Origin of the sequence: Streptomyces sp. NPDC007929, assembly GCF_042959065.1 — a bacterium.
Classification (GTDB): Bacteria; Actinomycetota; Actinomycetes; order Streptomycetales; family Streptomycetaceae; genus Streptomyces.
On sequence record NZ_JBIBKD010000008.1, the window covers coordinates 47,644 to 72,671 of the forward strand.

21 protein-coding genes are annotated in these 25,028 nt (G+C 71.6%); 6 read left to right on the top strand and 15 right to left on the bottom strand.

Features of this window, described 5'->3' with window-relative positions:
- Positions 1 to 112: 112 nt before the first annotated feature.
- The 7 genes from truB to rimP all read right to left on the bottom strand — a co-directional run bounded on the left by truB (position 113) and on the right by rimP (position 7,071).
- Positions 113 to 1,018: a tRNA pseudouridine(55) synthase TruB gene (gene truB, locus ACFZDE_RS26325; protein WP_391203814.1), complete on the bottom strand. Its 906-nt coding sequence runs from the start codon at positions 1,016 to 1,018 to the stop codon at positions 113 to 115.
- On the bottom strand, positions 1,015 to 1,467 hold the full coding sequence (rbfA, locus tag ACFZDE_RS26330; protein ID WP_391005779.1) for a 30S ribosome-binding factor RbfA: 453 nt from the start codon (positions 1,465 to 1,467) through the stop codon (positions 1,015 to 1,017). Before rbfA ends, truB begins: the two co-directional genes overlap by 4 nt.
- A 32-nt stretch (positions 1,468 to 1,499) precedes the next feature.
- On the bottom strand, positions 1,500 to 1,793 hold the full coding sequence (locus ACFZDE_RS26335; RefSeq protein WP_097221188.1) for a DUF503 domain-containing protein: 294 nt from the start codon (positions 1,791 to 1,793) through the stop codon (positions 1,500 to 1,502).
- A gap of 133 nt (positions 1,794 to 1,926) precedes the next feature.
- Complete coding sequence (gene infB, locus ACFZDE_RS26340) at positions 1,927 to 5,025, bottom strand: translation initiation factor IF-2 (RefSeq protein WP_391203817.1); 3,099 nt, start codon at positions 5,023 to 5,025, stop codon at positions 1,927 to 1,929.
- Between the two features lie 145 nt (positions 5,026 to 5,170).
- Positions 5,171 to 5,467 (bottom strand): YlxR family protein, encoded by a 297-nt coding sequence (locus tag ACFZDE_RS26345; protein WP_078625620.1) that lies wholly within the window; start codon positions 5,465 to 5,467, stop codon positions 5,171 to 5,173.
- Positions 5,468 to 5,569: 102 nt separating this feature from the next.
- Positions 5,570 to 6,568, bottom strand: a complete 999-nt coding sequence (nusA, locus tag ACFZDE_RS26350; RefSeq protein ID WP_391203820.1) for a transcription termination factor NusA — start codon at positions 6,566 to 6,568, stop codon at positions 5,570 to 5,572.
- Between the two features lie 2 nt (positions 6,569 to 6,570).
- Positions 6,571 to 7,071, bottom strand: coding sequence for a ribosome maturation factor RimP (gene rimP, locus ACFZDE_RS26355; protein WP_391005767.1), 501 nt, complete (start codon positions 7,069 to 7,071; stop codon positions 6,571 to 6,573).
- Positions 7,072 to 7,288: 217 nt separating this feature from the next.
- On the opposite strand from rimP, the gene ACFZDE_RS26360 reads away from it, so the two are divergent.
- The 3 genes from ACFZDE_RS26360 to ACFZDE_RS26370 are packed head-to-tail and all read left to right on the top strand — an operon-like array spanning position 7,289 to position 9,231.
- Positions 7,289 to 7,822 (top strand): hypothetical protein, encoded by a 534-nt coding sequence (locus ACFZDE_RS26360; RefSeq protein ID WP_391203823.1) that lies wholly within the window; start codon positions 7,289 to 7,291, stop codon positions 7,820 to 7,822.
- Complete coding sequence (locus ACFZDE_RS26365; protein ID WP_391005761.1) at positions 7,819 to 8,283, top strand: DUF4439 domain-containing protein; 465 nt, start codon at positions 7,819 to 7,821, stop codon at positions 8,281 to 8,283. Before ACFZDE_RS26360 ends, ACFZDE_RS26365 begins: the two co-directional genes overlap by 4 nt.
- A gap of 48 nt (positions 8,284 to 8,331) precedes the next feature.
- Positions 8,332 to 9,231 (top strand): aminoglycoside phosphotransferase family protein, encoded by a 900-nt coding sequence (locus tag ACFZDE_RS26370; protein WP_391203826.1) that lies wholly within the window; start codon positions 8,332 to 8,334, stop codon positions 9,229 to 9,231.
- A gap of 415 nt (positions 9,232 to 9,646) precedes the next feature.
- Here the strand turns inward: ACFZDE_RS26370 and ACFZDE_RS26375 are convergent, their stop codons facing one another.
- From ACFZDE_RS26375 to ACFZDE_RS26405, 7 genes are all read right to left on the bottom strand, one after another.
- Entirely contained in the window at positions 9,647 to 11,347 is a 1,701-nt protein-coding gene (locus tag ACFZDE_RS26375; RefSeq protein WP_391203829.1) for a proline--tRNA ligase, read from the bottom strand.
- Positions 11,348 to 11,454: 107 nt separating this feature from the next.
- Positions 11,455 to 11,985, bottom strand: a complete 531-nt coding sequence (locus tag ACFZDE_RS26380; protein WP_391203832.1) for a GNAT family N-acetyltransferase — start codon at positions 11,983 to 11,985, stop codon at positions 11,455 to 11,457.
- A 95-nt stretch (positions 11,986 to 12,080) separates the two neighbouring features.
- Complete coding sequence (locus ACFZDE_RS26385) at positions 12,081 to 12,929, bottom strand: GNAT family N-acetyltransferase (RefSeq protein WP_391005749.1); 849 nt, start codon at positions 12,927 to 12,929, stop codon at positions 12,081 to 12,083.
- A gap of 178 nt (positions 12,930 to 13,107) precedes the next feature.
- On the bottom strand, positions 13,108 to 14,265 hold the full coding sequence (ispG, locus tag ACFZDE_RS26390) for a flavodoxin-dependent (E)-4-hydroxy-3-methylbut-2-enyl-diphosphate synthase (RefSeq protein WP_352096987.1): 1,158 nt from the start codon (positions 14,263 to 14,265) through the stop codon (positions 13,108 to 13,110).
- 168 nt (positions 14,266 to 14,433) lie between these two features.
- On the bottom strand, positions 14,434 to 15,726 hold the full coding sequence (locus ACFZDE_RS26395; RefSeq protein WP_391204439.1) for a site-2 protease family protein: 1,293 nt from the start codon (positions 15,724 to 15,726) through the stop codon (positions 14,434 to 14,436).
- 8 nt (positions 15,727 to 15,734) lie between these two features.
- Positions 15,735 to 17,021 carry a 1-deoxy-D-xylulose-5-phosphate reductoisomerase gene (gene dxr, locus ACFZDE_RS26400; RefSeq protein ID WP_391203835.1) on the bottom strand — a complete coding sequence of 429 codons (1,287 nt, stop codon included), beginning with the start codon at positions 17,019 to 17,021 and terminating at the stop codon, positions 15,735 to 15,737.
- Between the two features lie 514 nt (positions 17,022 to 17,535).
- A complete protein-coding gene (locus ACFZDE_RS26405) occupies positions 17,536 to 19,476 on the bottom strand; it encodes an acyl-CoA dehydrogenase family protein (protein WP_391203838.1) in 1,941 nt (646 codons plus the stop codon).
- Between the two features lie 348 nt (positions 19,477 to 19,824).
- On the opposite strand from ACFZDE_RS26405, the gene ACFZDE_RS26410 reads away from it, so the two are divergent.
- The 3 genes from ACFZDE_RS26410 to ACFZDE_RS26420 all read left to right on the top strand — a co-directional run bounded on the left by ACFZDE_RS26410 (position 19,825) and on the right by ACFZDE_RS26420 (position 24,250).
- Complete coding sequence (locus ACFZDE_RS26410) at positions 19,825 to 20,838, top strand: substrate-binding domain-containing protein (RefSeq protein WP_391005739.1); 1,014 nt, start codon at positions 19,825 to 19,827, stop codon at positions 20,836 to 20,838.
- A gap of 71 nt (positions 20,839 to 20,909) precedes the next feature.
- On the top strand, positions 20,910 to 22,952 hold the full coding sequence (locus ACFZDE_RS26415; protein WP_391203841.1) for a TIM-barrel domain-containing protein: 2,043 nt from the start codon (positions 20,910 to 20,912) through the stop codon (positions 22,950 to 22,952).
- Between the two features lie 110 nt (positions 22,953 to 23,062).
- Positions 23,063 to 24,250 carry a sulfotransferase gene (locus ACFZDE_RS26420; RefSeq protein ID WP_391203844.1) on the top strand — a complete coding sequence of 396 codons (1,188 nt, stop codon included), beginning with the start codon at positions 23,063 to 23,065 and terminating at the stop codon, positions 24,248 to 24,250.
- Between the two features lie 30 nt (positions 24,251 to 24,280).
- Here the strand turns inward: ACFZDE_RS26420 and ACFZDE_RS26425 are convergent, their stop codons facing one another.
- Complete coding sequence (locus ACFZDE_RS26425; protein WP_391203847.1) at positions 24,281 to 24,994, bottom strand: hypothetical protein; 714 nt, start codon at positions 24,992 to 24,994, stop codon at positions 24,281 to 24,283.
- Between the last annotated feature and the right edge of the window lie 34 nt (positions 24,995 to 25,028).

Here is a 25,028-nt window from a genome sequence, read left to right on the forward strand (position 1 = left end):
GGATACACCCTAGGGGTGGGGGAACCGAGGGGGGACCGTGGAGCGGCGGCAGTGGAGGTACCCCGTGGCCGCCGCTCCACGGGCGGACGCCCCGCTCCCCCCGTGTCCCGCGTCAGGCGAAGACGGCCAGGCTCTTGGCCTTGCCCCGCTGCTCCTCGACGAGCGCGAGGAGGCTCCCCTCGGGGTCGAAGACGGCGACGGGCCCGGCGCCCGCGTACGTCTCGGGCATCTCCAGCCGTACGCCGTTGGTGAGCAGCTTGGCCCGCCGGGCGTCGACGTCCCAGCGCGGGAAGGCGGCCGAGGCGGCCTCGGCGACGGGCATCACGGTCAACTCCTGCTGGAGTTGGTCGAGCGTGCGGGCCGCGTCCAGCTTGTAGGGGCCGACGCGGGTGCGGCGCAGGGCGGTGAGGTGCCCGCCCACCCCCAGGCCGGCGCCCAGGTCACGGGCCAGGGCCCGGATGTAGGTGCCGGAGGAGCAGACGACCGAGACGACCAGGTCGAGTACGGGCGTGCCGTCCTCGGCGACGGCGTCCCGGACGTCGTGCACGCCGAAGGAGGAGACCGTGACGGGCCGGGCCGGGATCTCGAACTCCTCGCCCTCGCGCGCCCGCTTGTAGGACCGCACGCCCTTGATCTTGATGGCGCTGACCTTGGACGGCACCTGCATGATGTCGCCGGTCAGCTCGGCGATGCCGGCGTCGATCGCGTCGCGGGTGATCTTCGAGGCGTCCGCGGAGGAGGTGATCTCCCCCTCGGCGTCGTCCGTGAGGGTGTTCTGCCCGAGCCGGATGGTGCCCAGGTACTCCTTCTCGGTCAGCGCGAGGTGGCCGAGGAGCTTGGTGGCCCGCTCGACACCGAGGACGAGAACGCCCGTCGCCATCGGGTCGAGGGTGCCGGCGTGCCCGACGCGGCGCGTCCTGGCGATGCCGCGCATCTTGGCGACGACGTCGTGCGAAGTGAAGCCCGACGGCTTGTCGACGATGACAAGGCCGTCGGGCGTGGTGTGCTTCTGGGTCATTCTGTGCCGGTGTCCGTCTCGTCGTCCTCTTCGGGCTTGCGGTACGGGTCGGCCTCACCGGCGTACTTCGCGCCCGCGGACGCCTCACGCACCTTCTCGTCGGACTGGCGCGCCTTGTCGAGGAGGTCCTCGATGGTGCGGGCGTTGTCCGGGAGGGCGTCCATGACGAAGGCCAGGGTCGGCGTGAACTTCACACCGGCGGCCCGGCCCACCTCGGAGCGCAGGATGCCCTTGGCGCTCTCCAGGCCGGCGGCGGCCGCCGCGCGCTCCTCGTCGTCCCCGTACACCGTGTAGAAGACGGTCGCCTCCCTGAGGTCACCCGTGACCCGGGTGTCCGTGATGGTGACGTGCGAGCCGAGCCGCGGGTCCTTGATCCCGCGCTGCAGCTTCTGGGCCACCACCTCTCGGATGAGGTCCGCCAGCCTCTTGGCACGCGCGTTGTCGGCCACTGGTCCGTCTCCTTAAGTGCTTTCTTGTTGCTTCAGTCTTCGTCGCTGTGGAGCCTGCGTCGAACCGAGAGCAGTTCGACCTCGGGCCGCCCGGCGACGAGCCGCTCACAGCGGTCCAGTACGTCGGTGAGGTGCCCCGGTTCCCCCGAGACCACCGCGAGCCCGATCTCGGCCCTGCGGTGGAGGTCCTGGTTCCCCGTCTCCGCCGCGCTCACCCCGTACTTGCGCTGGAGTTCGGCCACGATCGGGCGGACGAGAGAGCGTTTCTCCTTGAGCGAGTGGACGTCGCCGAGGAGCAGATCGAAGGACAGAGTCCCCACGTACATGTGTGTATCCGGATGTCCCGCCGGTTCGGGGTACGGGCGCCACGCTTCGACGCGAATACCGGAACCGTACACGCAACGGCCGGGGCCGATCGACGGAATAAGTCCCGTCGATCGGCCCCGATCGTGGCTCAGGTCAGACGCGCGGCTTTTCGCGCATCTCGTACGTCGCGATGACGTCGTCGACCTTGATGTCGTTGAAGTTGCCGAGGTTGATACCGCCCTCGAACCCTTCGCGGATCTCGGTGACGTCGTCCTTGAAGCGACGCAGACCCTCGATGTTGAGGCTCTCCGCGACCACCTTGCCGTCGCGGATGAGGCGCGCCTTGGTGTTGCGCTTGACCTCGCCGGAGCGGATGAGAACACCCGCGATGTTGCCCAGCTTGGACGACTTGAAGACCTCGCGGATCTCCGCCGTGCCGAGCTCGACCTCTTCGTACTCCGGCTTGAGCATGCCCTTGAGGGCCGCCTCGATCTCCTCGATCGCCTGGTAGATGACCGAGTAGTACCGGACGTCGACACCTTCGCGCTCGGCCATCTGCTGCGCACGCCCGGCGGCGCGCACGTTGAAGCCGATGACGATGGCGTCGGAGCCCATGGCCAGGTCGATGTCGGACTCCGTGACCGCACCGACACCACGGTGCAGGACGCGGATGTCGACCTCTTCGCCGACGTCCAGCTGGAGCAGCGAGGACTCGAGCGCCTCGACGGATCCGGAAGCGTCACCCTTGATGATCAGGTTCAGCTGCTGGACCTCGCCGGCCTTCAGCACCTTGTCCAGGTCCTCCAGCGACACGCGGCGCGTGCGCTTGGCGAACGCGGCGTTGCGCTCACGGGCGGCGCGCTTCTCGGCGATCTGACGGGCCGTACGGTCCTCGTCGACCACCAGGAAGTTGTCGCCCGCACCCGGGACGTTGGTCAGGCCGAGGACCTGGACCGGCGTCGAGGGACCGGCCTCGGCGACGCTGTTGCCGTTGTCGTCGTGCATCGCCCGGACGCGGCCGTACGCGTCGCCGACCACCATGGTGTCGCCGACCCGCAGGGTGCCGCGCTGGACGAGGACCGTCGAGACGGCACCGCGGCCGCGGTCGAGGCGGGACTCGATCGAGATGCCCTGCGCGTCCTGGTTCGGGTTGGCCCGCAGGTCGAGCGAGGCGTCGGCGGTGAGGACCACGGCCTCCAGCAGGGAGTCGATGTGCAGACCCTGCTTGGCGGAGATGTCGACGAACATGGTGTCGCCGCCGTACTCCTCGGCCACCAGGCCGTACTCGGTCAGCTGACCGCGCACCTTGGTCGGGTCGGCGCCCTCGACGTCGATCTTGTTGACCGCGACGACGATCGGGACCTCGGCCGCCTTGGCGTGGTTGAGCGCCTCGACCGTCTGCGGCATGACGCCGTCGTTGGCCGCGACGACGAGGATCGCGATGTCCGTCGACCGCGCACCACGGGCACGCATGGCGGTGAACGCCTCGTGACCCGGGGTGTCGATGAAGGTGATCTTGCGCTCTTCGTCGTTGACCTCGGTCGCGACCTGGTAGGCACCGATGTGCTGGGTGATGCCGCCGGCCTCGCCCGCGATGACGTTCGTCTTGCGGATGGCGTCGAGGAGCCGCGTCTTACCGTGGTCGACGTGACCCATGACGGTGACGACGGGCGGGCGGACCATCAGGTCCTCCTCGTCGCCCTCGTCCTCGCCGAACTCGATGTCGAAGGACTCGAGGAGCTCGCGGTCCTCCTCCTCCGGGCTGACGATCTGAACCGTGTAGTTCATCTCGTCGGCGAGGAGCTGCAGCGTCTCGTCGGAGACGGACTGCGTGGCCGTGACCATCTCGCCGAGGTTCATCATGACCGCGACGAGCGACGCCGGGTTGGCGTTGATCTTCTCCGCGAAGTCGGTGAGCGAGGCGCCGCGCGACAGGCGAACGGTCTCGCCGTTGCCGCGAGGCAGCATCACACCGCCGACCGACGGGGCCTGCATGGCCTCGTACTCCTGGCGCCTCTGCCGCTTCGACTTGCGGCCACGACGCGCGGGACCACCGGGACGACCGAAGGCACCCTGCGTGCCACCACGGCCACCGGGACCGCCGGGACGGCCACCGAAGCCGGGACGGCCTCCGCCGCCCGGACCACCGGGACGACCGGCGAAACCGCCGCCACCGCCACCGGGACCACCGGGACGACCGGCGAAACCGCCACCGCCGCCACCGGGACGACCGGCGAAACCGCCGCCCGGACGACCGCCGCCGCCACCGGGACGACCGCCGCCACCGGGACCGCGGCCGCCGGGGCCACCGCCGCCGGGACGCGGGCCGGCAGCCGGACGCTGCGGCATCATGCCGGGGTTGGGACGGGGGCCGCCGGGGCCGCCGCCGGGACGGGGGCCGCCGCCCTGCGGACGGGGCATGCCGCCCGGGGTCGGACGCGCGCCGCCCGGAGCCTGCGGACGGGGACCGCCGCCGGCACCCTGCGGACGGGGACCGCCCTGGCCCTGGCCCTGCGGACGCGGGGCACCGGGGGCACCGGGGGCGCCCGGACGCGGGGCGCCGCCCGGACGGGGCGCCTGCGGGCGCGCCATGCCGGTGGAGCCACCAGAGGTGAACGGGTTGTTGCCCGGACGGGGACCGGCCGGACGGGCACCGGGACGCGGGGCGCCGCCACCCGGACGCGGAGCGCCGGGACGGTCGCCACGCTCACCACGGCCCTGGCCGCCCTGACCGCCCTGGCGCGGAGCACCCGGACGCGGGGACTGGCCGGCCGGACGCGGGGCGCCCGGACGCGGGCCGGAGCCCTGACCCTGGCCCTGGGAGGCGGCCGGGGCGGCGGGAGCCGACGGGGGCGCCGTGAACTCGGGCGCGGACGGAGCCGGGGACGCCGGGGCGGGCCGCGGCGCGGGCTTCGGGCCCGGGGTGGGACGGGGGCCGGGAGTGGCCGGCGCGGCGGGAGCCGCGGGCTTCTCGGCGGCCGGCTTGGGGGCCGGCGGGCGCGGGGCGGCCGGACGGGCAGCCTGCGCGGGAGAGGGGGCGCCCGGCTTCGCCGGGGCAGCCTTGCGGGCAGGGGCGGGCTTGCCGCCTCCGCTGCCCTGCTGGAGGGCGTCCGTCAGCTTGCGTACAACAGGCGCTTCGATCGTCGAAGACGCCGAACGGACGAATTCACCGAGTTCCTGGAGCTTGGCCATGACGACCTTGCTCTCGACGCCGAACTCCTTGGCGAGTTCGTAGACCCGGACCTTAGCCACTTCGCTCCTTTGAGGTCCGGGTTGCGTCCGGACCGTCGCTAGTTCATGGGCGTACTCATCGCGTACTCATCGAGTGCTCATCGCAATCTCGACCTGCTTTCGACTCGCGAGGTACCTAGCCGCACGGGGTTCCGTACGGCACGTCTTACCGTGTTGCCTGCTCGGCAACTGTCGTCTGCTCGACGTATCGGCGCAACGCCTTTGTGTCGAGCGGTCCCGGGACGCGCAGTGCCCTCGGGAACGCCCGGCGGCGTACCGCCTGGTCGAGACAGACCGGTGCGGGGTGAACGTACGCACCCCGGCCGGGCAGCGTACCGCGTGGATCAGGGACGCATTCATCCTTGATCGCCACGATCCGCAGCAGTTCGGCCTTGGCCGCTCGCTCCCGACACCCCACACAGGTGCGTTCAGGGCATGCGCGGGCACGCGTCCGGCCAGACACCTTTAAGTCTACCTCCCCGTGCGCGCCTCACCCCTTTGGGGCAGGATTCGAACAGTTGGCGCGCATGAACCTGTCGTGATCTGAACGGCCCGCGGCTTGGATCTATTCCTCCGAGCCGTTACCCGCCGGTTCGGTGTCGGGTCGGATGTCGATGCGCCAGCCGGTCAGCCGGGCCGCGAGACGGGCGTTCTGCCCCTCCTTGCCGATGGCCAGGGACAGCTGGTAGTCGGGCACGGTGACCCGCGCCGACCTGGTCGCCATGTCCACGATCTCCACCTTGGAGACCCGGGCCGGGGACAGCGCGTTCGCCACCATGTCGCCCGGGTCGTCCGACCAGTCGACGATGTCGATCTTCTCGCCGTTCAGCTCGCCCATGACGTTGCGCACCCGGCCGCCCATGGGGCCGATGCAGGCGCCCTTGGCGTTCAGACCGGAGCGGGTGGACCGTACGGCGATCTTCGTGCGGTGACCGGCCTCACGGGCGATCGCGGCGATCTCCACCGACCCGTCGGCGATCTCCGGCACCTCCAGGGCGAAGAGTTTCTTCACCAGGTTGGGGTGCGTGCGCGAGAGGGTGACGGAGGGGCCGCGGACGCCCTTGGCCACACGGACGACATAGGAGCGCAGGCGCATGCCGTGCGGGTAGGTCTCCCCCGGCACCTGCTCCTGCACCGGCAGGATCGCCTCGAGCTTGCCGATGTCGACGAGCACGTTCTTCGGGTCGCGGCCCTGCTGGACCACGCCGGTGACGATGTCGCCCTCACGGCCGGCGTACTCGCCGAGCGTCGCGTCGTCCTCGGCGTCGCGCAGGCGCTGCAGGATGACCTGCTTGGCCGTGGTGGCGGCGATACGGCCGAAGCCGGACGGGGTGTCGTCGAACTCGCGGGCCTCCTGGCCCTCCTCGAGGTCGTCGGGGTCCTCCTTCGCCCACACGGTCACATGGCCGGTCTCCCGGTTGAGCTCCACGCGCGCGTGGCGGCGGCTTCCCTCGGTGCGGTGGTAGGCGATGAGGAGGGCCGACTCGATCGCCTCGACCAGCAGGTCGAAGGAGATGTCCTTCTCCCGAACCAAGCCCCGCAGGGCGCTCATGTCGATGTCCACGGCTACGCCTCCTCTTCCTTCTTGTTGTCCTTGCGGCTGAACTCGACCTGGACACGCGCCCGTACGACGTCGTCGAAGGCGATTCTGCGCGCGGTGGGCTTGCGGCCCTTCACTCCGGGCACCTCTGTGTCGACACCCTCGTCGTCGACCTTCAGGATCCTGGCGACCAGTTCGCCGCCCTCGGACAGCTGGAACTTCACCAGCCGGTCCGTGGCGCGGACGTAGTGCCGGTGTTCCGTGAGGGGGCGCTCAGCGCCCGGGGTGCCGACCTCGAGGGTGTACTCGCCCTCGCCCATCGCGTTCGTCTCGTCGAGCTTCGCCGAGAGCGCGCGGCTCACATCGGCGATCAGGTCCAGGTCGGCGCCCGTGTCCGAGTCGACGACCACGCGCAGCACACGCTTGCGTCCGACGGAGTCCACTTCGATCTCTTCGAGGTCCAGGCCCTGAGAGGTGACGAGCGGCTCCAGCAGTTCTCGCAGCCTCTCGCTCTGGGTGGTGCTCATCCGGGTGACTCCTCGGCCGCGTGTGCTGTTGTGGGATGGGGCGCGTGTCTGGTCAAAGGGTATCCGGTCGCGGGGAGTGTTGCCGTCCACCCGGTCACGAACGGTGCCGCTGAGTGATGCCGGGCGGGGGCCCGGGTACCGTGATCACGGGCAGGCAGCCCGCGCAGTTCCGTTTTTCTCGTATGTTTCTCGAAACGAGCCCCCGAGGACGTCCGACGTGCCCTTTTCCTCATCGCCGCGTGCCCGCTCGGGGCCGCGCAGAAGGAGTCTGCTCGCCGCCGCCCCGGCGGCCCTGGCCCTGGCGGGCTGCACCGGCACGGACTCCGGCGGACCGGCCGATGAGGACGCGCCAGCGGCGGACCGGGCACGCGCGCGTGCGGCCCGGGACAGCGAGGGCCTCGTGGAGCGCTACGACGCGGTGATCGCCGCCCGTCCGGGGCTCGCCGGCCGGCTGGGGCCGCTGCGTGAGGAGGTCGTCCGGCACGCGCGGGCCTTCGGCGGTGGCCGGAAAGCATCGCCCTCGGCATCACCTTCCTTCTCCCCTTCCCCGTCGGCCTCGTCCTCCCCGTCGGTGACCGTGCCGGACAACGACAAGGACGCCCTCGCCGGACTCGCCGCGGCGGAGCGGGAGCTCGCCGACCGGCGGACCAAGGCGCTCGGCGGGGTTCCCGGTGAGGTGGCACGCCTGCTGGCGTCGGTGGCTGCGGCCGGGGCGGCGCACGTGTATCTGCTGACGGAGGGTGACGCGTGAGCGAGGACAAGGACCGGGAGCTGCGCGCCCTGCAGGCGGCGCTGGCCGCCGAGCACGCGGCGGTGTACGGCTACGGCGTCGTGGGCGGGAGGATCGGCGACGGGCAGCGCGGCGAGGCACGCACGGCGTTCGACGGGCACCGGGCACGCAGGGACGCGCTGGTGCGCGAGGTGAAGGACCTGGGGGGCCGGCCGGTGGCCGCGTCCGCCGGTTACGCGCTGCCCTTCCAGGTGCCGGACGCGGCGGCGGCCGTGCGGCTCGCGGCCGAGCTGGAGGACCGGGTGGCGGGGGTGTACGCCGACCTGGTGCGCGCGGCACGCGGCGCGCGGCGGGAGTCGGCGGCCGCGGCGCTGCGGGAGGCGGCGGTGCGGGCGGTGCGCTGGCGCGGCGAGAGCGTAGCCTTCCCTGGGCTCGCCGAGCGGGCCGGTACGGCCCCGCCCTCGGCGGCGCCGACGGCGTGACCCGGGCCGGGCACGCACCGCGGACAGTACGAAGGGAACGACTCGCGCATGGTTTTCGAACCGCCGAAGCGTCTGGTCAGGGCGCTCGGTGAGACGGCGCCGGACGGTGACGACTGGCTGGAGAAGCTGCCCGAAGCGGCGCAGCAGGCCGTTGCGCTACGCGAGTTGACCGTGGAGCGGGTGCAGGTGCCCGGTGGGCGCAGCAGCCTGGTCGTGCTGGTGCGGACGGCCGACGGGACGCCCGCCGTGCTCAAGCTGGCGCCGGGCCGGGCCCGCCCGGAGGCGGAGCGGGCCGCGCTGGCGCACTGGGCCGGGCGCGGCGCTGTGCAGCTGCTCGAGCCGTTTTCCACGGAGGGGGTGCTGCTGCTGGAGCGGCTGCATCCGGACGTGTCGGTGCGGTCGCTGCCGGAGGCGAAGGCGCTGCTGGAGGCGGCCGGGACGTTGCGGCGGCTGTGGGTGGAGCCGCCCGCCGACTTCCCCTTCGAGACGGTGGCCGAGCGGACCGGGCGGCAGGCCGGGGCGATGCGCGCCCGGGCCGGGACCGAGCCCGCGGTGGCTCCGCTGGTCGATCTGGCGCTCGCGGCGCGCGAGGAGCTGCTGGCCGCGCCTCCGGAGCACCGGCTGCTGCACGGCACGTTCCGGCAGAGCAAGGTGCTCGCCGGGGAGCGAATGCCGTGGCTGGCCGTGGGTCCGGACCCGGTGGTCGGCGAGAGCGCCTTCGATCTGGCCCGGCTGGTCCGGGACCGGGTGGAGGACCTGATCGCCCAGCCGTCGGGCGCGGCCACGACGCGGCGCCGGGTGAAGCGGCTGGCCGAGTCCCTGGACGTCGACCAGGAGCGGCTGCGGGGCTGGACACTGTTCCGCGCCGTGGAGTCGGGCGTGCGGGCGAGCCGAGTCGGCCGACCGCGCGACGCGGAGCTGCTGCTGGAGTTCGCGAGCTGGCTGTAAGCCACCGGAGCCCCCGCTCCGGACCGTGCCCTCGGGGTGCCGGGCAGCGGCGGCACGCGCCGACCCAGCCGCGCGACACCGCGCTGCGGCTGGAGTGCACCAGCTGACGGTAAGCACCGGAGCCCCCGCTCCGGACCGTGCCCTCGGGGTGCCGGGCGGCCGCGCGCCGACCCAGCCGCGCGACACCGCGCTGCGGCTGGAGTTCACGAGCTGACGGTAAGCACCGGGGCGACGAAGCCGCCTGATTGGTGTACGCGGAGGTGCCCTCGCACGCCCGGTGGCGCGCGCCGACCGGCCGGGCGGCGCGGAGGCGCGGCGCTGGAGTCGTGAGGTCGGCTGAAGGGCGCGTCCGGGTTGGGCGATCGGGTGCCGGGCGGACTGGTTTCGGCCAGTCCGCCCGGGCCGGTCGGGGCCGCTACGCCGTGAGGCGGGCGACGGCCTCCTCGACCGTCAGCTCCTCGCGCTCGCCGGTGCGGCGGTCCTTCAGTTCCACCACGCCGTCGGCCGCGCGCCGGCCGGCGACAAGGATCTTCGGTACGCCGATCAGCTCGGAGTCCGTGAACTTGACGCCCGGGGAGACGCCGGGGCGGTCGTCGACCAGGACGCGGACACCGGCCGCGGCCAGCTGCCCGGAGATGTCGAGGGCCAGCTCGGTCTGCAGGGCCTTGCCGGCGGCGACCACGTGGACGTCGGCCGGGGCGACCTCGGCGGGCCAGCACAGGCCCTTGTCGTCGGCGCTCTGCTCGGCCAGGGCGGCCACCGCACGGGAGACGCCGATGCCGTAGGAGCCCATGGTGACGCGGACCGGCTTGCCGTTCTGGCCGAGGACGTCGAGCTTGAGGGCGTCGGCGTACTTGCGGCCCAGCTGGAAGATGTGGCCGATCTCGATGGCGCGGTCCAGGACGAGGCCCGTGCCGCACTTGGGGCAGGGGTCGCCCTCCTGCACGACGACGACGTCGACGTACTCGCCGACCTCGAAGTCGCGGCCCACGACCACGTTCTTGGTGTGCGTACCGGCCTTGTTGGCGCCGGTGATCCAGGCCGTGCCCGGGGCGACGCGCGGGTCTGCGATGTACGTGACCTTCTCCAGGCCGCGCGGTCCGACGTAGCCGCGGACCAGGTCGGGGCGGGCCGCGAAGTCCGTCTCCGTGACCAGCTCGACGGTGGCCGGGGCGAAGTGCGCCTCGACCTTGTCCATGTCGACCTCGCGGTCGCCGGGGACGCCGACGGCGACGATCTCGCCGTCGACCTTCACCAGGAGGTTCTTCAGCGTGGCCGAGGCCGGGACGCCGAGGGAGGCGGCGAGGGTCTCGATGGTGGGGGTGTCGGGGGTCGGGATGTCCTCGGCGGCCGGCACGTCCGAGGCGTCGACGGACGTCAACTCGTACGTGATGGCCTCGGTGTTGGCGGCGAAGTCGCAGTTCGGGCAGTCGGCGAAGGTGTCCTCACCGGCCTCGGCGGGGGCGAGGAACTCCTCGGACTTGGAGCCGCCCATGGCACCGGCCGTCGCGGCGCAGATGCGGTAGTCGAGGCCGAGGCGCGCGAAGATCTTCTGGTAGGCCTCGCGGTGCAGGGCGTAGGACTTCGCCAGGCCCTCGTCCTCGGTGTCGAAGGAGTAGGAGTCCTTCATCAGGAACTCGCGGCCGCGCAGGATGCCGGCGCGGGGGCGGGCCTCGTCGCGGTACTTGTTCTGGATCTGGTAGAGGATGACCGGCAGGTCCTTGTAGGAGGACGCCTGGTCCTTCACCAGCAGGGTGAAGATCTCCTCGTGGGTGGGGCCGAGGAGGTAGTCGCCGCCCCGGCGGTCCTGGAGGCGGAACAGCTCGGGGCCGTACTCCTCCCAGCGGCCGGTGGCCTCGTAGGGCTCGCGGGGCAGGATGGCGGGGAGCAGGACCTCCTGGGCGCCGACGGCGTCCATCTCCTCACGGACGATCCGCTCGACGTTGGCCAGCACCTTCTTGCCCAGGGGCAGCCAGCTCCAGATGCCGGCGGCGGTGCGGCGTACGTAGCCGGCGCGGACGAGGAGCTTGTGGCTGAGGACCTCGGCGTCCGCCGGGTCGTCGCGCAACGTCTTCGCCAACAACTGGGACATGCGCTGGACCGGTACGTTCGCCATGGTTCCTCTGCTCCTGCTGCTGGGGGTCCCCCCGCTCGAGCGGAGCCCAGAGCGGGGGAAGCTGATGGCAGGAGGTTATCCGGGGGGTGCGCGGGGGTGGAAATCGGTTATCCGCGGCGCAGCGGCAGCGGCGCTCCCATCACGGCGTACGGCTTCGGCGCGCTGGGGAAGAGGACCTGGCGGGCCAGGTCCCGGTAGCCGAGGGAGCGGTACAGGGCGCGGGCGGGGCTGTCGGTGTCGATCGCGGAGAGGATCGAGCGGGGTTCGGCGGCACCGTCGGTGATCGTGGTGATCAGGGAGCGTCCGAGGCCGCGGTTCTGGTACGCGGGGTGGACGTGCAGCTCGGTGATGACGAAGGAGTCGTCGAGCCAGTGGTCGTTGCGCAGGGCGCGGAGGTAGGGCTCGACGACGGTGGACCACCAGTGTGTGCGGTCGTTGGGCATGCCGTAGACGAAGCCGACGAGGGTGCCGTCGGCGGTGGCGCCGAGGGCTCTCGCCCCCGGGTACGTCATGTGGCGCAGGACGATCTGGCGGCGGACGGCCACCTCGTCCGGGCCGAGGCCGAACGCCACGGCTTGGATGGCCAGGGCCTCGTCCACGTGGGCGGAGAGGTCGAGTGGGCCGATCACCAGGTCCATGGCGGGGAGCCTACAGGGGGGTCGCCGTTCATGGCCGGGTGCGGGTTTGGATGTGGCTGGTCAAGCAGTTCCCCGCGCCCCTTTGGGGGGCGCCTTCAGAACAGGACGCTCATGAATGCTCCCACTTCCTGGAAGCCCACCCTCTGATAGGCCCGCCTGGCCGGGGTGTTGAAGTCGTTGACGTACAGGCTGACGACGGGGGCGACGTCGGCGAGGGCGTAGCGCAGGACCGCCGCCATGCCGGGGGCGGCCAGGCCCGTGCCGCGGTACTCGGGGGCCACCCACACGCCCTGGATCTGGCAGGCGCGGTCCGTCGCGGCGCCGATCTCGGCCTTGAAGGCGACCTTGCCGTCCGTGTCGAACCGGGCGAAGGCGCGTCCGGAGCCGACGAGTTCGGCGACCCGGGCCTGGTAGAGCAGGCCGCCGTCGCCGGCCAGCGGGGAGACGCCGACCTCCTCGGTGAACATCGCCACGCACGCCGGCATGATCGTTTCCATCTCGTCCTTGCGGACGCGGCGGACGTAGGGGTCGGGGGTGATGTCGGCCGGGAGGCGGTCGGTGACCATGAGCGGCTGCTGGCGGCGGACCTCGCGGGCCGGGCCCCAGTGGGGTTCCAGCAGCCGCCACAGGTCGGAGGTGGCGGCTGCGGGGCCGACGATGGAGGAGCAGCGGCGGCCGGCCCGGCGGGCTCGGTCGGCGAAGGCGCGGACGGCGCGCGGGCCGGCGCAGATCGGAACCAGGTTGGCACCGGCGTAGCAGAGGGACGTGAGTATGCCGTCCTCGTACCAGCCCCACATCTCGCCGCCCAGCCGCCACGGGTCGAGTCCGGCGATCTGCACGCGAGACGTCACGAAGGCGTTCGCGACCGGCTCGCGGTCGAGGACGGCGAGCGCCGCGTCCAGGTCGCTCGGTTCGAGGACCCGTGAGGTGGTCTGCGTCAACACGTGCGGGCCTCACGAACAGGGGTGGCTGGTCTCCGCACTATAGCTGCGCTGCTTGTGCCGACGCCTGGGAGCTCGGGGGGACACGGTTCGGCGGCGGGTGCGGGTCCGATGTGGCTGGGCGCGCGGTTCCCCGCGCCCCTGAGAGACGGGGCACCGGGAAACCGCCGATTCCAAGGGCTCAGCCCGCGACCGCCACCGACGGCTCTCCCGAGATCACGCCGTCCTTCTCCATCTGCTCGGCGAGCTTCATGGCCTCTTCGATGAGGGTTTCCACGATCTTGGACTCGGGGACGGTCTTGATGACCTCGCCCTTGACGAAGATCTGGCCCTTGCCGTTGCCGGAGGCGACGCCGAGGTCGGCCTCCCGTGCCTCGCCGGGGCCGTTGACGACGCAGCCCATGACGGCGACGCGCAGCGGGACCTCCATGCCGGTGAGGCCGGCCGTGACCTCTTCGGCGAGCTTGTAGACGTCGACCTGGGCGCGGCCGCAGGAGGGGCAGGAGACGATCTCCAGGCCGCGCTCCTTGAGGTTCAGGGACTCCAGGATCTGGATGCCGACCTTGACCTCCTCGGCCGGGGGTGCCGAGAGGGAGACGCGGATCGTGTCGCCGATGCCCTGCGAGAGCAGCGCGCCGAAGGCGACGGCCGACTTGATGGTGCCCTGGAAGGCCGGGCCGGCCTCGGTGACGCCGAGGTGCAGGGGGTAGTCGCACTGGGCGGCGAGCTGCTTGTAGGCCTCGATCATGACGACCGGGTCGTTGTGCTTGACGGAGATCTTGATGTCGCGGAAGTCGTGCTCCTCGAAGAGGGACGCCTCCCACAGGGCCGACTCGACGAGGGCCTCGGGGGTGGCCTTGCCGTACTTCTGGAGCAGGCGCCGGTCGAGGGAGCCGGCGTTGACGCCGATGCGGATCGGGGTGCCGTGGTCGCGGGCCGCCTTGGCGATCTCCTTGACCTTGTCGTCGAACTGCTTGATGTTGCCGGGGTTGACGCGGACCGCCGCGCAGCCGGCCTCGATGGCGGCGAAGACGTACTTCGGCTGGAAGTGGATGTCGGCAATGACCGGGATCTGCGACTTGCGGGCGATGGTGGCCAGCGCGTCGGCGTCGTCCTGCGTGGGACAGGCGACGCGGACGATCTGGCAGCCGGAGGCGGTGAGTTCGGCGATCTGCTGGAGCGTCGCGCCGATGTCGGAGGTGCGGGTCGTGGTCATCGACTGCACCGAGACAGGGGCGTCTCCGCCGACGGCCACGGATCCGACCTGGATCTTGCGGCTCTTCCGGCGCTCGGCGAGCTTGGTCGGAACGGACGGCATGCCGAGAGAAATCGCAGTCATCTGCTGTGCAACCCCAAGTCGTGGATCAAGGTCCGGTCCCGTGAGCAGCGGGCTCCGAGCTTCGAGATTACGGCACACGCCCCGGCCCGGGCACACCCCACCCACCGCGCCACCCGATGGGAGGCGGCCCGGCCAAAACGATGCCGGGCCGCCGTGAACGCCGTATGACTAGGAGATTCTCACCGGGTTCACCACGTCCGCGATCAGCACCAGGATCGTGAAGCAGATGAAGATCCCGGCGACGACGTAGGCGACCGGCATGAGCTTCGCCACGTCGAAGGGGCCCGGGTCCGGCCGGCGCAGGACCTTGGCCGTGTTGCGGCGCAGCGACTCCCACAGGGCTCCCGCGATGTGGCCGCCGTCGAGTGGCAGCAGCGGGAGCATGTTGAACAGGAACAGGGAGAGGTTGAAGCCGGCGACCAGCATCAGGGCCATGGCCAGTTGCTGGGTGGGCGGGATGTCCAGCGTGAAGATCTCGCCGCCCACGCGGGCCGCGCCGACCACGCCCATCGGGGAGTCGGCCTCGCGCTCGGCGCCGTCGAAGGCCGCGTTCCACAGCGCCGGGACCTTGCCGGGCAGGGCGGCGAGGGAGTCGACGGCCTCGCCGATCCGGTCGCCCATCCAGGTCACGGAGTCGCCGAAGTCCTGCTTGACCACGCCGGTGGCGGCGCTGAAGCCGAGGAAGCCCGCCTGGACGTACTGGCCCTCGACGATCTGGCCGGAGGAGTCCTTCTTGGCGACCTGGTTCGTGGCGATCTTCGCGTGCAGGGTGACGTCACTGCCGTCCCGCTCGACGACGATCGGGACGTCCTTGCCGGGGGTGGCGCGGATCAGGTCCGACAGCTTGTTCCAGTCGTCGGTCTTCACCCCGTTGAAGGAGACGATCTTGTCGCCCGCCTTGAGGCCCGCCGCGGCGGCGGGTGCGGCCGGGTCGCCCTTCTCGCACTTGTCGCGGTTCTCGTTCTGCGCGATGACGCACTGGGAGACCGAGCTGACCGTGGTGGTCTGCTGGGTGATGCCGAAGCCCATCAGGACGGTGAGGAACAGCGCCACCGCGAGGACCAGGTTCATGAAGGGGCCCGCGAACATCACGATCACGCGCTTCCAGGGGGCGCGCGTGTAGAACATGCGCTTCTCGTCGCCCGGCTGGAGTTCCTCGTAGGCGGCGGTGCGGGCGTCCTCGATCATGCCGCGCCACGGGGAGGTGGAGCGGGCCTCCATCCGGCCGTCGGGGCCGGGCGGGAACATGCCGATCATGCGGATGTAGCCGCCGAACGGGATGGCCTTGACGCCGTACTCCGTCTCGCCCTTGTGGCGCGAGAAGATCGTGGGGCCGAAGCCGACCATGTACTGCGGCACGCGGATGCCGAAGAGCTTGGCGGTGGACAGGTGCCCCAGCTCGTGCCACGCGATCGAGGCGAGCAGGCCGACCGCGAAGAGGACTATGCCGAGGATGAACATCAGGGTCGTCATGCACGGGCCTCCGCCGTCTGTGCCGCCAGTTGCCGGGCCCGGGTCCGCGCCCAGGTCTCCGCTTCGAGGACGTCCGACACGGTGAGTGAGGTTCCCGTACGCGGGGTGCCGTGCTCCTCGACGACCCGGGTGACGGTGTCCATGATCCCGTTGAAGGGCAGCGCGCCCCGGCGGAACGCCTCCACGCACTCCTCGTTGGCCGCATTGAACACCGCCGGGGCGGTGCCCGCGAGCTCGCCGACGTGCCGGGCGAGGTTCACCGACGGGAAGGCCTCGTTGTCGAGCGGGAAGAACTCCCAGGTCGAGGCCTTGCTCCAGTCGAAGGTGGGCGCCGCGTCGGGTACGCGCTCCGGCCAGCCGAGGCCGATGGCGATGGGCCCGCGCATGTCGGGCGGGGTCGCCTGGGCCAGTGTCGATCCATCCGTGAACTCAACCATCGAGTGGACATACGACTGGGGATGCACGACCACCTCAACGCGGTCGAAGGGAATGTCGTAGAGGAGGTGTGCCTCGATGACCTCCAGGCCCTTGTTGACGAGGGTCGCGGAGTTGATCGTGATGACCGGGCCCATGGCCCAGGTGGGGTGGGCGAGGGCGTCCTCGACGGTGACGTGCGCGAGGTCGGCCTTGGTGCGGCCGCGGAAGGGCCCGCCGGAGGCGGTGACGACCAGCTTGCGGACGTCGGCGCGGGTGCCGGCGGCCAGGGCCTGGAAGAGGGCGGCGTGCTCGGAGTCGACCGGGATGATCTGCCCGGGCTTGGCGAGGGCCTTGACGAGCGGGCCGCCGACGATGAGCGACTCCTTGTTGGCGAGCGCCAGGGTGCGGCCCGCCTCCAGGGCGGCCAGGGTCGGGGCGAGCCCGATGGAGCCGGTGATGCCGTTCAGGACGGTGTGGCAGTCGGAGGCCGCGAGCTGTGCGGCGGCGTCGGGGCCGGTGAGCAGCTCGGGGAGCGGCTCGCTCGTGCCGTACTGCGCGGTGAGCGCCTCGCGCAGGGCGGGTACGACGTCCTCGCGGGCGACCGCGACCGTGCGCACGCGCAGCCGGTACGCCTGCTCGGCGAGGAGCGCGACCCGGCCGCCGTTGGCGGACAGGCCGGTGACCCGGAACCGGTCGGGGTTGCGCAGTACGAGGTCGATGGCCTGGGTGCCGATGGACCCGGTGGAGCCGAGGATCACCACGTCCTTGGGACCGTCGCCCGTGAGGGGGTCGTGGACGAGGTGCGGATCGGCCAGGGCGGACGGGGCCCCCGGCCCGTGCCCTGAGGGGGCTGGACTGTCGCTCATTCCTCCATTGTTGCCGTAAGGCCGGTGTGTGAGGACAGCGCATCCCCCTCACGGGGTCGCGCACCACACCATTGCACGCCCCCGGGGGGGGGCGGGGCCAAGGCCCCGGGGGGCGAGGGCCGGAGGCCCGGGGGCCGAGGCCTGGTGTCCGGGGGCCAACGGCCGGGGCCCGAGGCCAACGGCCGGGGCCCGAGGCCAACGGCCGGGGCCCGAGGCCAACGGCCGGGATCCGAGGCCAACGGCCGGGGCCCGAGGCCAACGGCCGGGATCCGAGGCCAAGAGCTGGGGGCCGACGGCCGGGGCCCGGGGCCGAGAGCTGGGGGCCGAGGGCCAAGGCCTGAGGCCGGAGGCCCGGGGGCCAAGGGCCAAGGCCCAGACGCCGGGGGTCAGGTGCCGGGGGCCGAGGGCCAAGGCCCGGAGGCTCGGGGGCGACGGCCAGGGCCCGGGGCCGAGGAAACCCGGGCCCCGGGGTCGAGGAAGCCCGGGCCCGGGGCCGACGGCCAGGGCCCGGGGTTTATCTGATTGGCCGGTGGACGTTTTGCCGTTGTGACGGTCCCGGTGTCGCGTCCGCGATCCAGGGGCCGTCGCCCGACGGGTCGACGATGCCCTGCTCCAGCCATTCGTACGTGCCGGACAGGACGCCCTTGACGACCTTGCGGTCGAGGTCGTCGGTGTTGGTCCACAGGCGGGTGAAGAGCTCTTCGATCCGGATGCGGGCCTGACGGCAGAAGACGTCGGCGAGCTGGTAGGCCTCGCGGCCGTGGTCGCCCTGGCTTCTCAGGAGTTCGGCCCGGACACAGGCCGCGCTCATGGCGAACAGCTCGGCGCCGATGTCCACGATCCGGCCGAGGAAGCCCTGCTTGGACTCCATCCGGCCCTGCCAGCGGGACATGGCGTAGAAGGTGGAGCGGGCGAGCTTGCGGGCGGTGCGCTCGACGTAGCGCAGGTGCCCGGAGAGGTCCACGCCGTGTTTGAACTCGCCGTAGGAGGCGGGGAGCTGGCCGGGTCCGGCGACCAGTTTGGGCAGCCACTTGGCGTAGAAGACACCCGCGTTCGCGCCCGCCCTGGCCTTGTCGCCGAGGGACTTCTCGGGGTCGATGAGGTCGCCGGCGACCGAGAGGTGGGCGTCGACGGCCTCGCGCGCGATCAGCAGGTGCATGATCTCGGTGGAGCCCTCGAAGATGCGGTTGATGCGCAGGTCGCGCAGGAGTTGCTCGGCCGGGACGCCGCGCTCGCCGCGGGCGCGCAGGGAGTCGGCGGTCTCGAAACCGCGGCCGCCGCGGATCTGGACGAGTTCGTCGGCCATCGTCCAGGCCATCTCGGAGGCGTACAGCTTGGCGAGGGCGCCTTCGATACGGATGTCGTTGCGGTCCTCGTCGGCCATCTGCGAGGCCAGGTCCGTCACGGCCTCCAGGGCGAAGGTGGTGGCCGCGATGAAGGAGATCTTGGAGCCGACCGCCTCGTGGTGCGCGACGGGCTTGCCCCACTGCTCGCGGGCCGCCGACCACTCCCGGGCGATCTTCAGGCACCACTTGCCGGCCGCGACACAGGAGGCCGGCAGCGAGAGCCGCCCGGTGTTGAGGGTGGTCAGGGCGATCTTCAGGCCCTGGCCCTCCTCACCGACGCGGTTGGCGGCGGGGACGCGGACCTGGTGGAAGCGGGTGACGCCGTTCTCGATGCCGCGCAGGCCCATGAAGGCGTTGCGGTTCTCGACGGTGACGCCGGGCGAGTTGGTCTCCACGACGAAGGCCGTGATGCCGCCGCGGTGGCCCTCGCTCTTCGGGACCCGGGCCATGACGACCAGCAGGTCGGCGACGACGCCGTTGGTGGTCCACAGCTTCACGCCGTCGAGGACGTAGTCGTCGCCGTCCGGGATCGCGGTGGTGGCGAGGCGGGCCGGGTCGGAGCCGACGTCGGGCTCGGTGAGCAGGAAGGCGCTGATGTCGGTGCGGGCGCAGCGCGGCAGGAAGCGCTCGCGCTGCTCCTGGGTGCCGAACAGCTTCAGCGGCTGGGGCACGCCGATCGACTGGTGCGCGGAGAGCAGCACGCCGATGGCGGGGCTGGCGGATCCGGCCAGGGCGAGCGCCTTGTTGTAGTACACCTGGCCGAGGCCGAGACCGCCGTACTTGGTGTCGATCTTCATGCCGAAGGCGCCGAGCTCCTTGAGCCCGTCGATCACCTCGTCGGGGATCCGGGCCTCGCGCTCGATGAGGGCCCCGTCGACCTTCGTCTCGACGAAGTCGCGGAGTTTGGCGAGGAACTGCTCGCCGCGCTGGGCCAGCTCGTCGTCCGGAAGGGGGTGGGGGTGGATGAGGTCGAGCCGGAAGCGGCCGAGGAACAGTTCCTTGGCGAAGCTGGGCTTGCGCCAGTGCAGTTCCCGGGCGGCCTCCGCCACCTCACGGGCCTCCCGCTCGGTGACGGCGGGACGGGAAGAGGGGGTGGTGGAAGCGGACATGAGGGGCACCTCGCCGCAACTAGAAGATGGAGGACCGTTTCGTTACCGACCAGTGCTACTGGATCGTTGGTACCCGAATCCGGACGCTCCCACCAGTCCTCGCGCGTCCGTTCGGCCGAAGGGCGCGGGGCCCGCCCAGCACTTGTCGCGCACCTGATGACGGTGTTGCACTGAGGTGCCGCCCCGGGGCACGAGTCCTGCCCTGAGAGCGCTCCGGGAAATCGGCATCGAAGCGCTTCGACAACCTATGGACACCCACTCCCGCTGAAGCTACTGTCGAACCACCCTCCCCCACCCCCTATCGTCTACGCGCACTGTCGAAGCGCTTCACAGAGCTTGGAGAGCTGGATGGTCACCCTCGCCGAGGTCGCCCAGCACGCCGGAGTCTCGGCGAGCACGGTGAGCTATGTCCTCAGCGGCAAGCGGTCCATCTCCGCCAACACCCGGCAGCGGGTCGAGCGGAGCATCCGCGAGCTCGGGTACCACCCGAACGCCGGGGCCCGCGCCCTGGCCAGCAGCAAGTCGAACATCATCGCGCTGATGGTCCCGCTGCGCACGGACATGTACGTGCCGGTGATGATGGAGATCGCCATCGCCGTGGCGACCTCCGCCCGCGCCCACGGCTTCGACGTGCTGCTCCTCACCGGCGAGGAGGGGCCCGACGCGGTGCGCCGCGTGGCGGGCAGCGGGCTCGCCGACGGGATGATCCTGATGGACGTCGAACTCGACGACGGGCGGCTGCCGCTGCTGCGCGCGACGGACCAGCCGTCCGTACTGATCGGGCTGCCCGCCGACACCTCGGGGCTGACCTGCGTCGATCTGGACTTCCGGGCGACGGGCGCGCTGTGCGTGGAGCACCTGGCCGAGCAGGGGCACCGGGACATCGCCGTCATCGGGGAGGCCCCGGCCGTCTACGAGCGGCACACCGGTTTCGCCGAACGCACCCTCGACGGACTGCGGACCCGCTCGCGGGAGCTGGGCGTGCGGTTGCTGCACCGGCCGTGCGAGGGCGGGTACGACGCGATGGCCGTGACGCTCGCCCGGATCCTCGACGAACGCCCGGACACCTCCGGGATCATCGTGCAGAACGAGTCGGCGGTGGAGCCGCTGCTCGCGCTGCTGCGCCAGCAGGGCCGTGCCGTGCCGGAGGACGTGTCGGTGGTCGCGATCTGCCCCGACCAGGTCGCGATGCAGGCCTCGGTGCGGCTGACGTCGGTGGCCATCCCCGCGCAGGAGATGGGCCGGCACGCCGTGGACCACCTGGTCGCCAAGCTCGACGGGCGCGGCAGCGACGAGGTCGTGCTGCTCGCGCCCGAGCTGACGGTACGGGGCAGCACGGGACCGGCACCGAGCCGGTCGTAGCCCCTCCCCGCCCTTGAACAGCGCCCCTTCCGGGGCACCCCCATGTCTGCTTCCGCACAGGAGCCCGCCTCGTGAATCAGCCTGCTGAAACCCAGCCCCAGGTGAGCCTGGCGCAGTCCTCCCCGACCGTCGGCACGTTCCGCGAGCGGGACGGCGCGCTGGAGTGGAGCGGCCGCCAGGAGACCGTCCGGATCGAGCCGTGGGGACCGGACGCGGTCCGGGTGCGTGCCCGGCTCGGCGGTCCCGTCCTCGAAGGTCTGCCGGGTGCCCTGCTCGACGAGGCGCCCGCGACGCCCGCCACGGTGAAGATCGAGGACGGCCGGGGGCTGCTGACCGTCGGGGCACTCACCGTCGAGGTGAGCGCCGAGGGCCTGATCCGCTTCCTGCGCACGGAGGACTCCGCCGAGATCCTCGCCGAGGACCGCGCCCACTTCTGGTGGCCGGGCCCCCGCCTCTACACGGCCGTCGGCAACGGCCACCACCGCCTGGAGCAGCGCTTCGCCGCCTACGACGACGAGAAGCTGTACGGCCTCGGCCAGCACCAGCACGGCCGTCTGGACCAGAAGGGCCTGGTGCTGGACCTGGTCCAGCGCAACGCCGAGGTCGGCATCCCGGTGCTGACCTCCAGCCGCGGCTACACCCTGCTGTGGAACAACCCGGCGATCGGCCGTGTGGAGCTGGCGCACAACGGCACCCGCTGGGTCGCCGACTCGGCCCGGCAGATCGACTACTGGATCACCGCCGCAGACCCGGCGCGGGGCCAGCGCCGCTACAGCGCGGTGACCGGCCGCAGCCCGATGCTGCCCGAGTGGGCGGCGGGCTTCTGGCAGTGCAAGCTGCGCTACCGCACCCAGGACGAACTGCTGTCGGTGGCCCGGGAGTACAAGCGGCGCGGGCTGCCCCTGGCGGCGATCGTCTGCGACTTCTTCCACTGGACGCACCTCGGCGACTGGAAGTTCGACCCGAAGGAGTGGCCGGACCCGGCGGCGATGGTGCGGGAGCTGGAGGAACTCGGCGTCAAGCTGGTGGTGAGCGTCTGGCCGTCGGTGTCGCCGCTGAGCGAGAACCACCCGGTCATGGAACAGCGCGGATACTTCATCGGCACCCAGTACGGCCCGATGGCGCACGCCGACTGGCCCGACAAGGAGGTCGCCTCCACGGTCCAGGTGGCCTTCTACGACGCGACCAACCCCGACGCCCGGGAGTTCGTGTGGTCGAGGATCAAGGAGAACTACCTCGACCCGTACGGCATCACGGCGTTCTGGCTGGACGCCTGCGAGCCCGAGCTGAAGCCGGGCTTCCAGGAGAACCTGCGCTACTGGGCGGGCCCGGGCCTGGAGGTCGGCAACGCCTACCCGCTGGAGAACGCCCGCACGTTCCACGAGGGTCTGCTCGCCACCGGCGAGGAGGAGATCGTCACCCTCAACCGCTCGGCGTGGGCGGGCAGTCAGCGCTACGGCGCCGCCCTGTGGTCCGGTGACATCGGCACGGACTTCCCGACGCTGCGCCGTCAGATCGCGGCCGGGCTGAACACGGCCCTGTCGGGCATCCCCTGGTGGAACACCGACATCGGCGGCTTCCACGGCGGCGACCCGGACGACCCGGCGTACCGGGAGGTGATGGTCCGCTGGTTCCAGTTCGGCGCGCTGTCCCCGCTGATGCGGCTGCACGGCTTCCGCGACCCGGGGATGCCGCTGGGCCCGGACATGACCGGCGGCCCGAACGAGGTGTGGTCCTACGGCGAGGAGGCCGGGGCGATCCTGGAGAAGTACCTGCGGCTGCGCGAGCGGCTGAAGCCGTACGTGCTGGACGTCATGCGGGCGGCGCACGAGGAGGGGCTGCCGGTTCTGCGGCCGCTGTTCCTGGAGTTCCCGGACGACCCGGCGGCCTGGTCGGTCGACGACTCCTACCTGTTCGGACCGGATCTGCTGGTCGCGCCGGTGCTGACGGCCGGTGCCACCGCCCGGACGGCGTATCTGCCGGCGGGGGCGTCCTGGACGGACGCTTGGACGGGTGAGACGTACCAGGGCGGCCGGACCGTGACGGTCGAGGCCCCGCTGGACCGCATCCCGCTGTTCCTGCGGGACGGGGCGCGGCTGCCTGTAGCGGAGTAGCCGCGTCGCAGGGGGTGGCCGGATCGATGGAGGTCTTCCGGCCACCCCCTGTCGCCTGTTCGGCCAACTTCCGTCCACCGCAGCCACGTTCCAGGGGGTAGGTTTCCCGCGTGTCCTCGTCTCCGCTCGCCCTCACCCTCGCCGGCCTGGCGCTGCGGCCCGCCTTCGGCTCCCGCCGTGACCCCGGCCGGATCTTCGACCGCATCGTGGTGGAGACCGGTGAGGCTCCGGGGGACCGGGAGTTCGTCGACGACTTCCGGGCCCTGTTGGGCTGGTGGGCGAAGGCGGAGCACCTCACCCCGGTCGGCTGGCAGGCCGCGCAGGGGCACGTCCGGCGGCACCTGGCCAACCGGGCGCGGGTGCGGCGGCTGATCGCCGAGCACCCGGAGATCGAGCGGGAGCCGATCGAGCGGCCCGTTTTCGTGGTGGGGCTGCCGCGCACCGCGACCACCGTGACGCACTCGGTGCTGTCCGTCTCCGACGAGCACCGCAGCCCGCTGCTGTGGGAACTGCTCGCGCCCGGCCTGGAGTTGCCGCCCCGGCAGCGGCGCAGGGCGATCAGGGCCGGGCGGCGGATGGTGCGGGGCACGGACCTGTTCGCGCCGCGCTTCCGCGACATCCACGCGATGGCCGCCGAGGGCCCGGAGGAATGCACGTTCGCGCTGCCGCACGCTCTGATGCCGCTCTCCCAGGCCCGTATCCCCGAGTACCTGGAGTGGCACCGCGCGCGGGACTTCACCGCCGACTACCGGTATCTGAAGCAGGTCTACCAGGTGCTCCAGTACGGTCGGCCACGTCGGCGCTGGATGCTGAAGTCCCCCATGCACCTGGAGAACCTGGACGCGCTGTGCAGGGTCTTCCCGGACGCCACGATCGTGTGGTGCCACCGCGACCCGGTCACCGCCGTGGCGTCGTTCTGCTCTCTGATCGAGCACGGCATGGCCGTCAGTACCCGGCCCGTCGACCTGAACGGCATCGGCGCCACCTGGCTGGGGCTGCTGAGCCGGGCCATGACCCGCGCTCTCGCCGCCCGGGCCGCCGTCCCCGCGCGGCAGCTGGTGGACGCGCCGTACGCGTGGCTCGGCTCCGATCCCGCGGCCGGCGCCCCGAAGCTCTTCGCGGCCGTGGGCGCCCGGTGGACCGAGGCGGACGCGGCCCGGCTCCCCGCGGCCGTCGCCCGCCCCCGGGGCACCCGCAGGCACACCTACGACCTGTCCCACTACGGCCTGACCCGCGACGAGGTCGAGTCGGCCTTCGCGGACTACAACGTGCTGCGGGCCGAGGTCGACCGCCCGTGACGGCGGTCGGCCCCGGCCCCGGGTGCCGCGTCAGCTGCTGCTGACGGTCAAGCTGTTGGTGCGGAAGTCCAGGCCCCCGGACGACGAGGTGATCTCGAAGCCGAACTGGACGTCACCGATGGTCTCGTTGCCCATCCACTTCTTGGTGTCCTTGATCCACTTCAGGATCGGCAGGATGTTCACGGTGCCGGAACTGGAGTTGGAGGTGCGGATGAACGTGAACACCTCGTTGGCGCCGTTGGTGCCCTTGAAGACGTTCCAGGAGTGGCCGCCGAGGCTGACGCTGCCCTGCGAGGAGCCGATCGGGCCGACGGGCCCGGTCTTGTTGACCCAGAGCATGATCTCGTAGTCGTGGTCCGTGTCCCAGATGTCGTACGACGTGTTGTACGCGCCGGACGACGGGACGCTGACGTTGTAGCCGCTGCTCAGCGAGGACAGCGAGGTGATCGACTTGTTGATCGCCTTCGTCTGGTTCGGATAGGACTTGATGCCGCCGGTGTTGGGGTGGTTGGCGTTGACACCCCAGTTGGTGCCGGAGTTGGCCCAGATGCACTGGGCGCCGGCGCCGGAGCCCCAGATGTTGTTGTAGAGCGTGTAGCCGTTCAGGTTCGTGTTCGCCCACTGGTCGCAGGAGTTCCAGACGGCTGCGGAGGCGGGGGCGGAGGCGAGGCCGACGGTGACGCCGAGGGCCAGGGCGGGAGCCAGCAGGGCCTTGGTGACCCTGCTCAGCGTGCGTGATGCCATGGTGTCCCTTCCATGGGGTGGGGGGATGAGGGAA

Coding starts and splice junctions, on each gene's coding strand:
- ACFZDE_RS26375 (WP_391203829.1), bottom strand. CDS start 11,347: ATGGCGAACGTACCGGTCCAGCGCATGTCCCAGTTGTTGGCGAAGACG.
- ACFZDE_RS26335 (WP_097221188.1), bottom strand. CDS start 1,793: ATGTACGTGGGGACTCTGTCCTTCGATCTGCTCCTCGGCGACGTCCAC.
- rimP (WP_391005767.1), bottom strand. CDS start 7,071: ATGAGCACCACCCAGAGCGAGAGGCTGCGAGAACTGCTGGAGCCGCTC.
- ACFZDE_RS26405 (WP_391203838.1), bottom strand. CDS start 19,476: ATGTCCGCTTCCACCACCCCCTCTTCCCGTCCCGCCGTCACCGAGCGG.
- truB (WP_391203814.1), bottom strand. CDS start 1,018: ATGACCCAGAAGCACACCACGCCCGACGGCCTTGTCATCGTCGACAAG.
- ACFZDE_RS26425 (WP_391203847.1), bottom strand. CDS start 24,994: ATGGCATCACGCACGCTGAGCAGGGTCACCAAGGCCCTGCTGGCTCCC.
- dxr (WP_391203835.1), bottom strand. CDS start 17,021: ATGAGCGACAGTCCAGCCCCCTCAGGGCACGGGCCGGGGGCCCCGTCC.
- ACFZDE_RS26380 (WP_391203832.1), bottom strand. CDS start 11,985: ATGGACCTGGTGATCGGCCCACTCGACCTCTCCGCCCACGTGGACGAG.
- ACFZDE_RS26370 (WP_391203826.1), top strand. CDS start 8,332: ATGGTTTTCGAACCGCCGAAGCGTCTGGTCAGGGCGCTCGGTGAGACG.
- ACFZDE_RS26410 (WP_391005739.1), top strand. CDS start 19,825: ATGGTCACCCTCGCCGAGGTCGCCCAGCACGCCGGAGTCTCGGCGAGC.
- ACFZDE_RS26395 (WP_391204439.1), bottom strand. CDS start 15,726: ATGTTCATCCTCGGCATAGTCCTCTTCGCGGTCGGCCTGCTCGCCTCG.
- ispG (WP_352096987.1), bottom strand. CDS start 14,265: ATGACTGCGATTTCTCTCGGCATGCCGTCCGTTCCGACCAAGCTCGCC.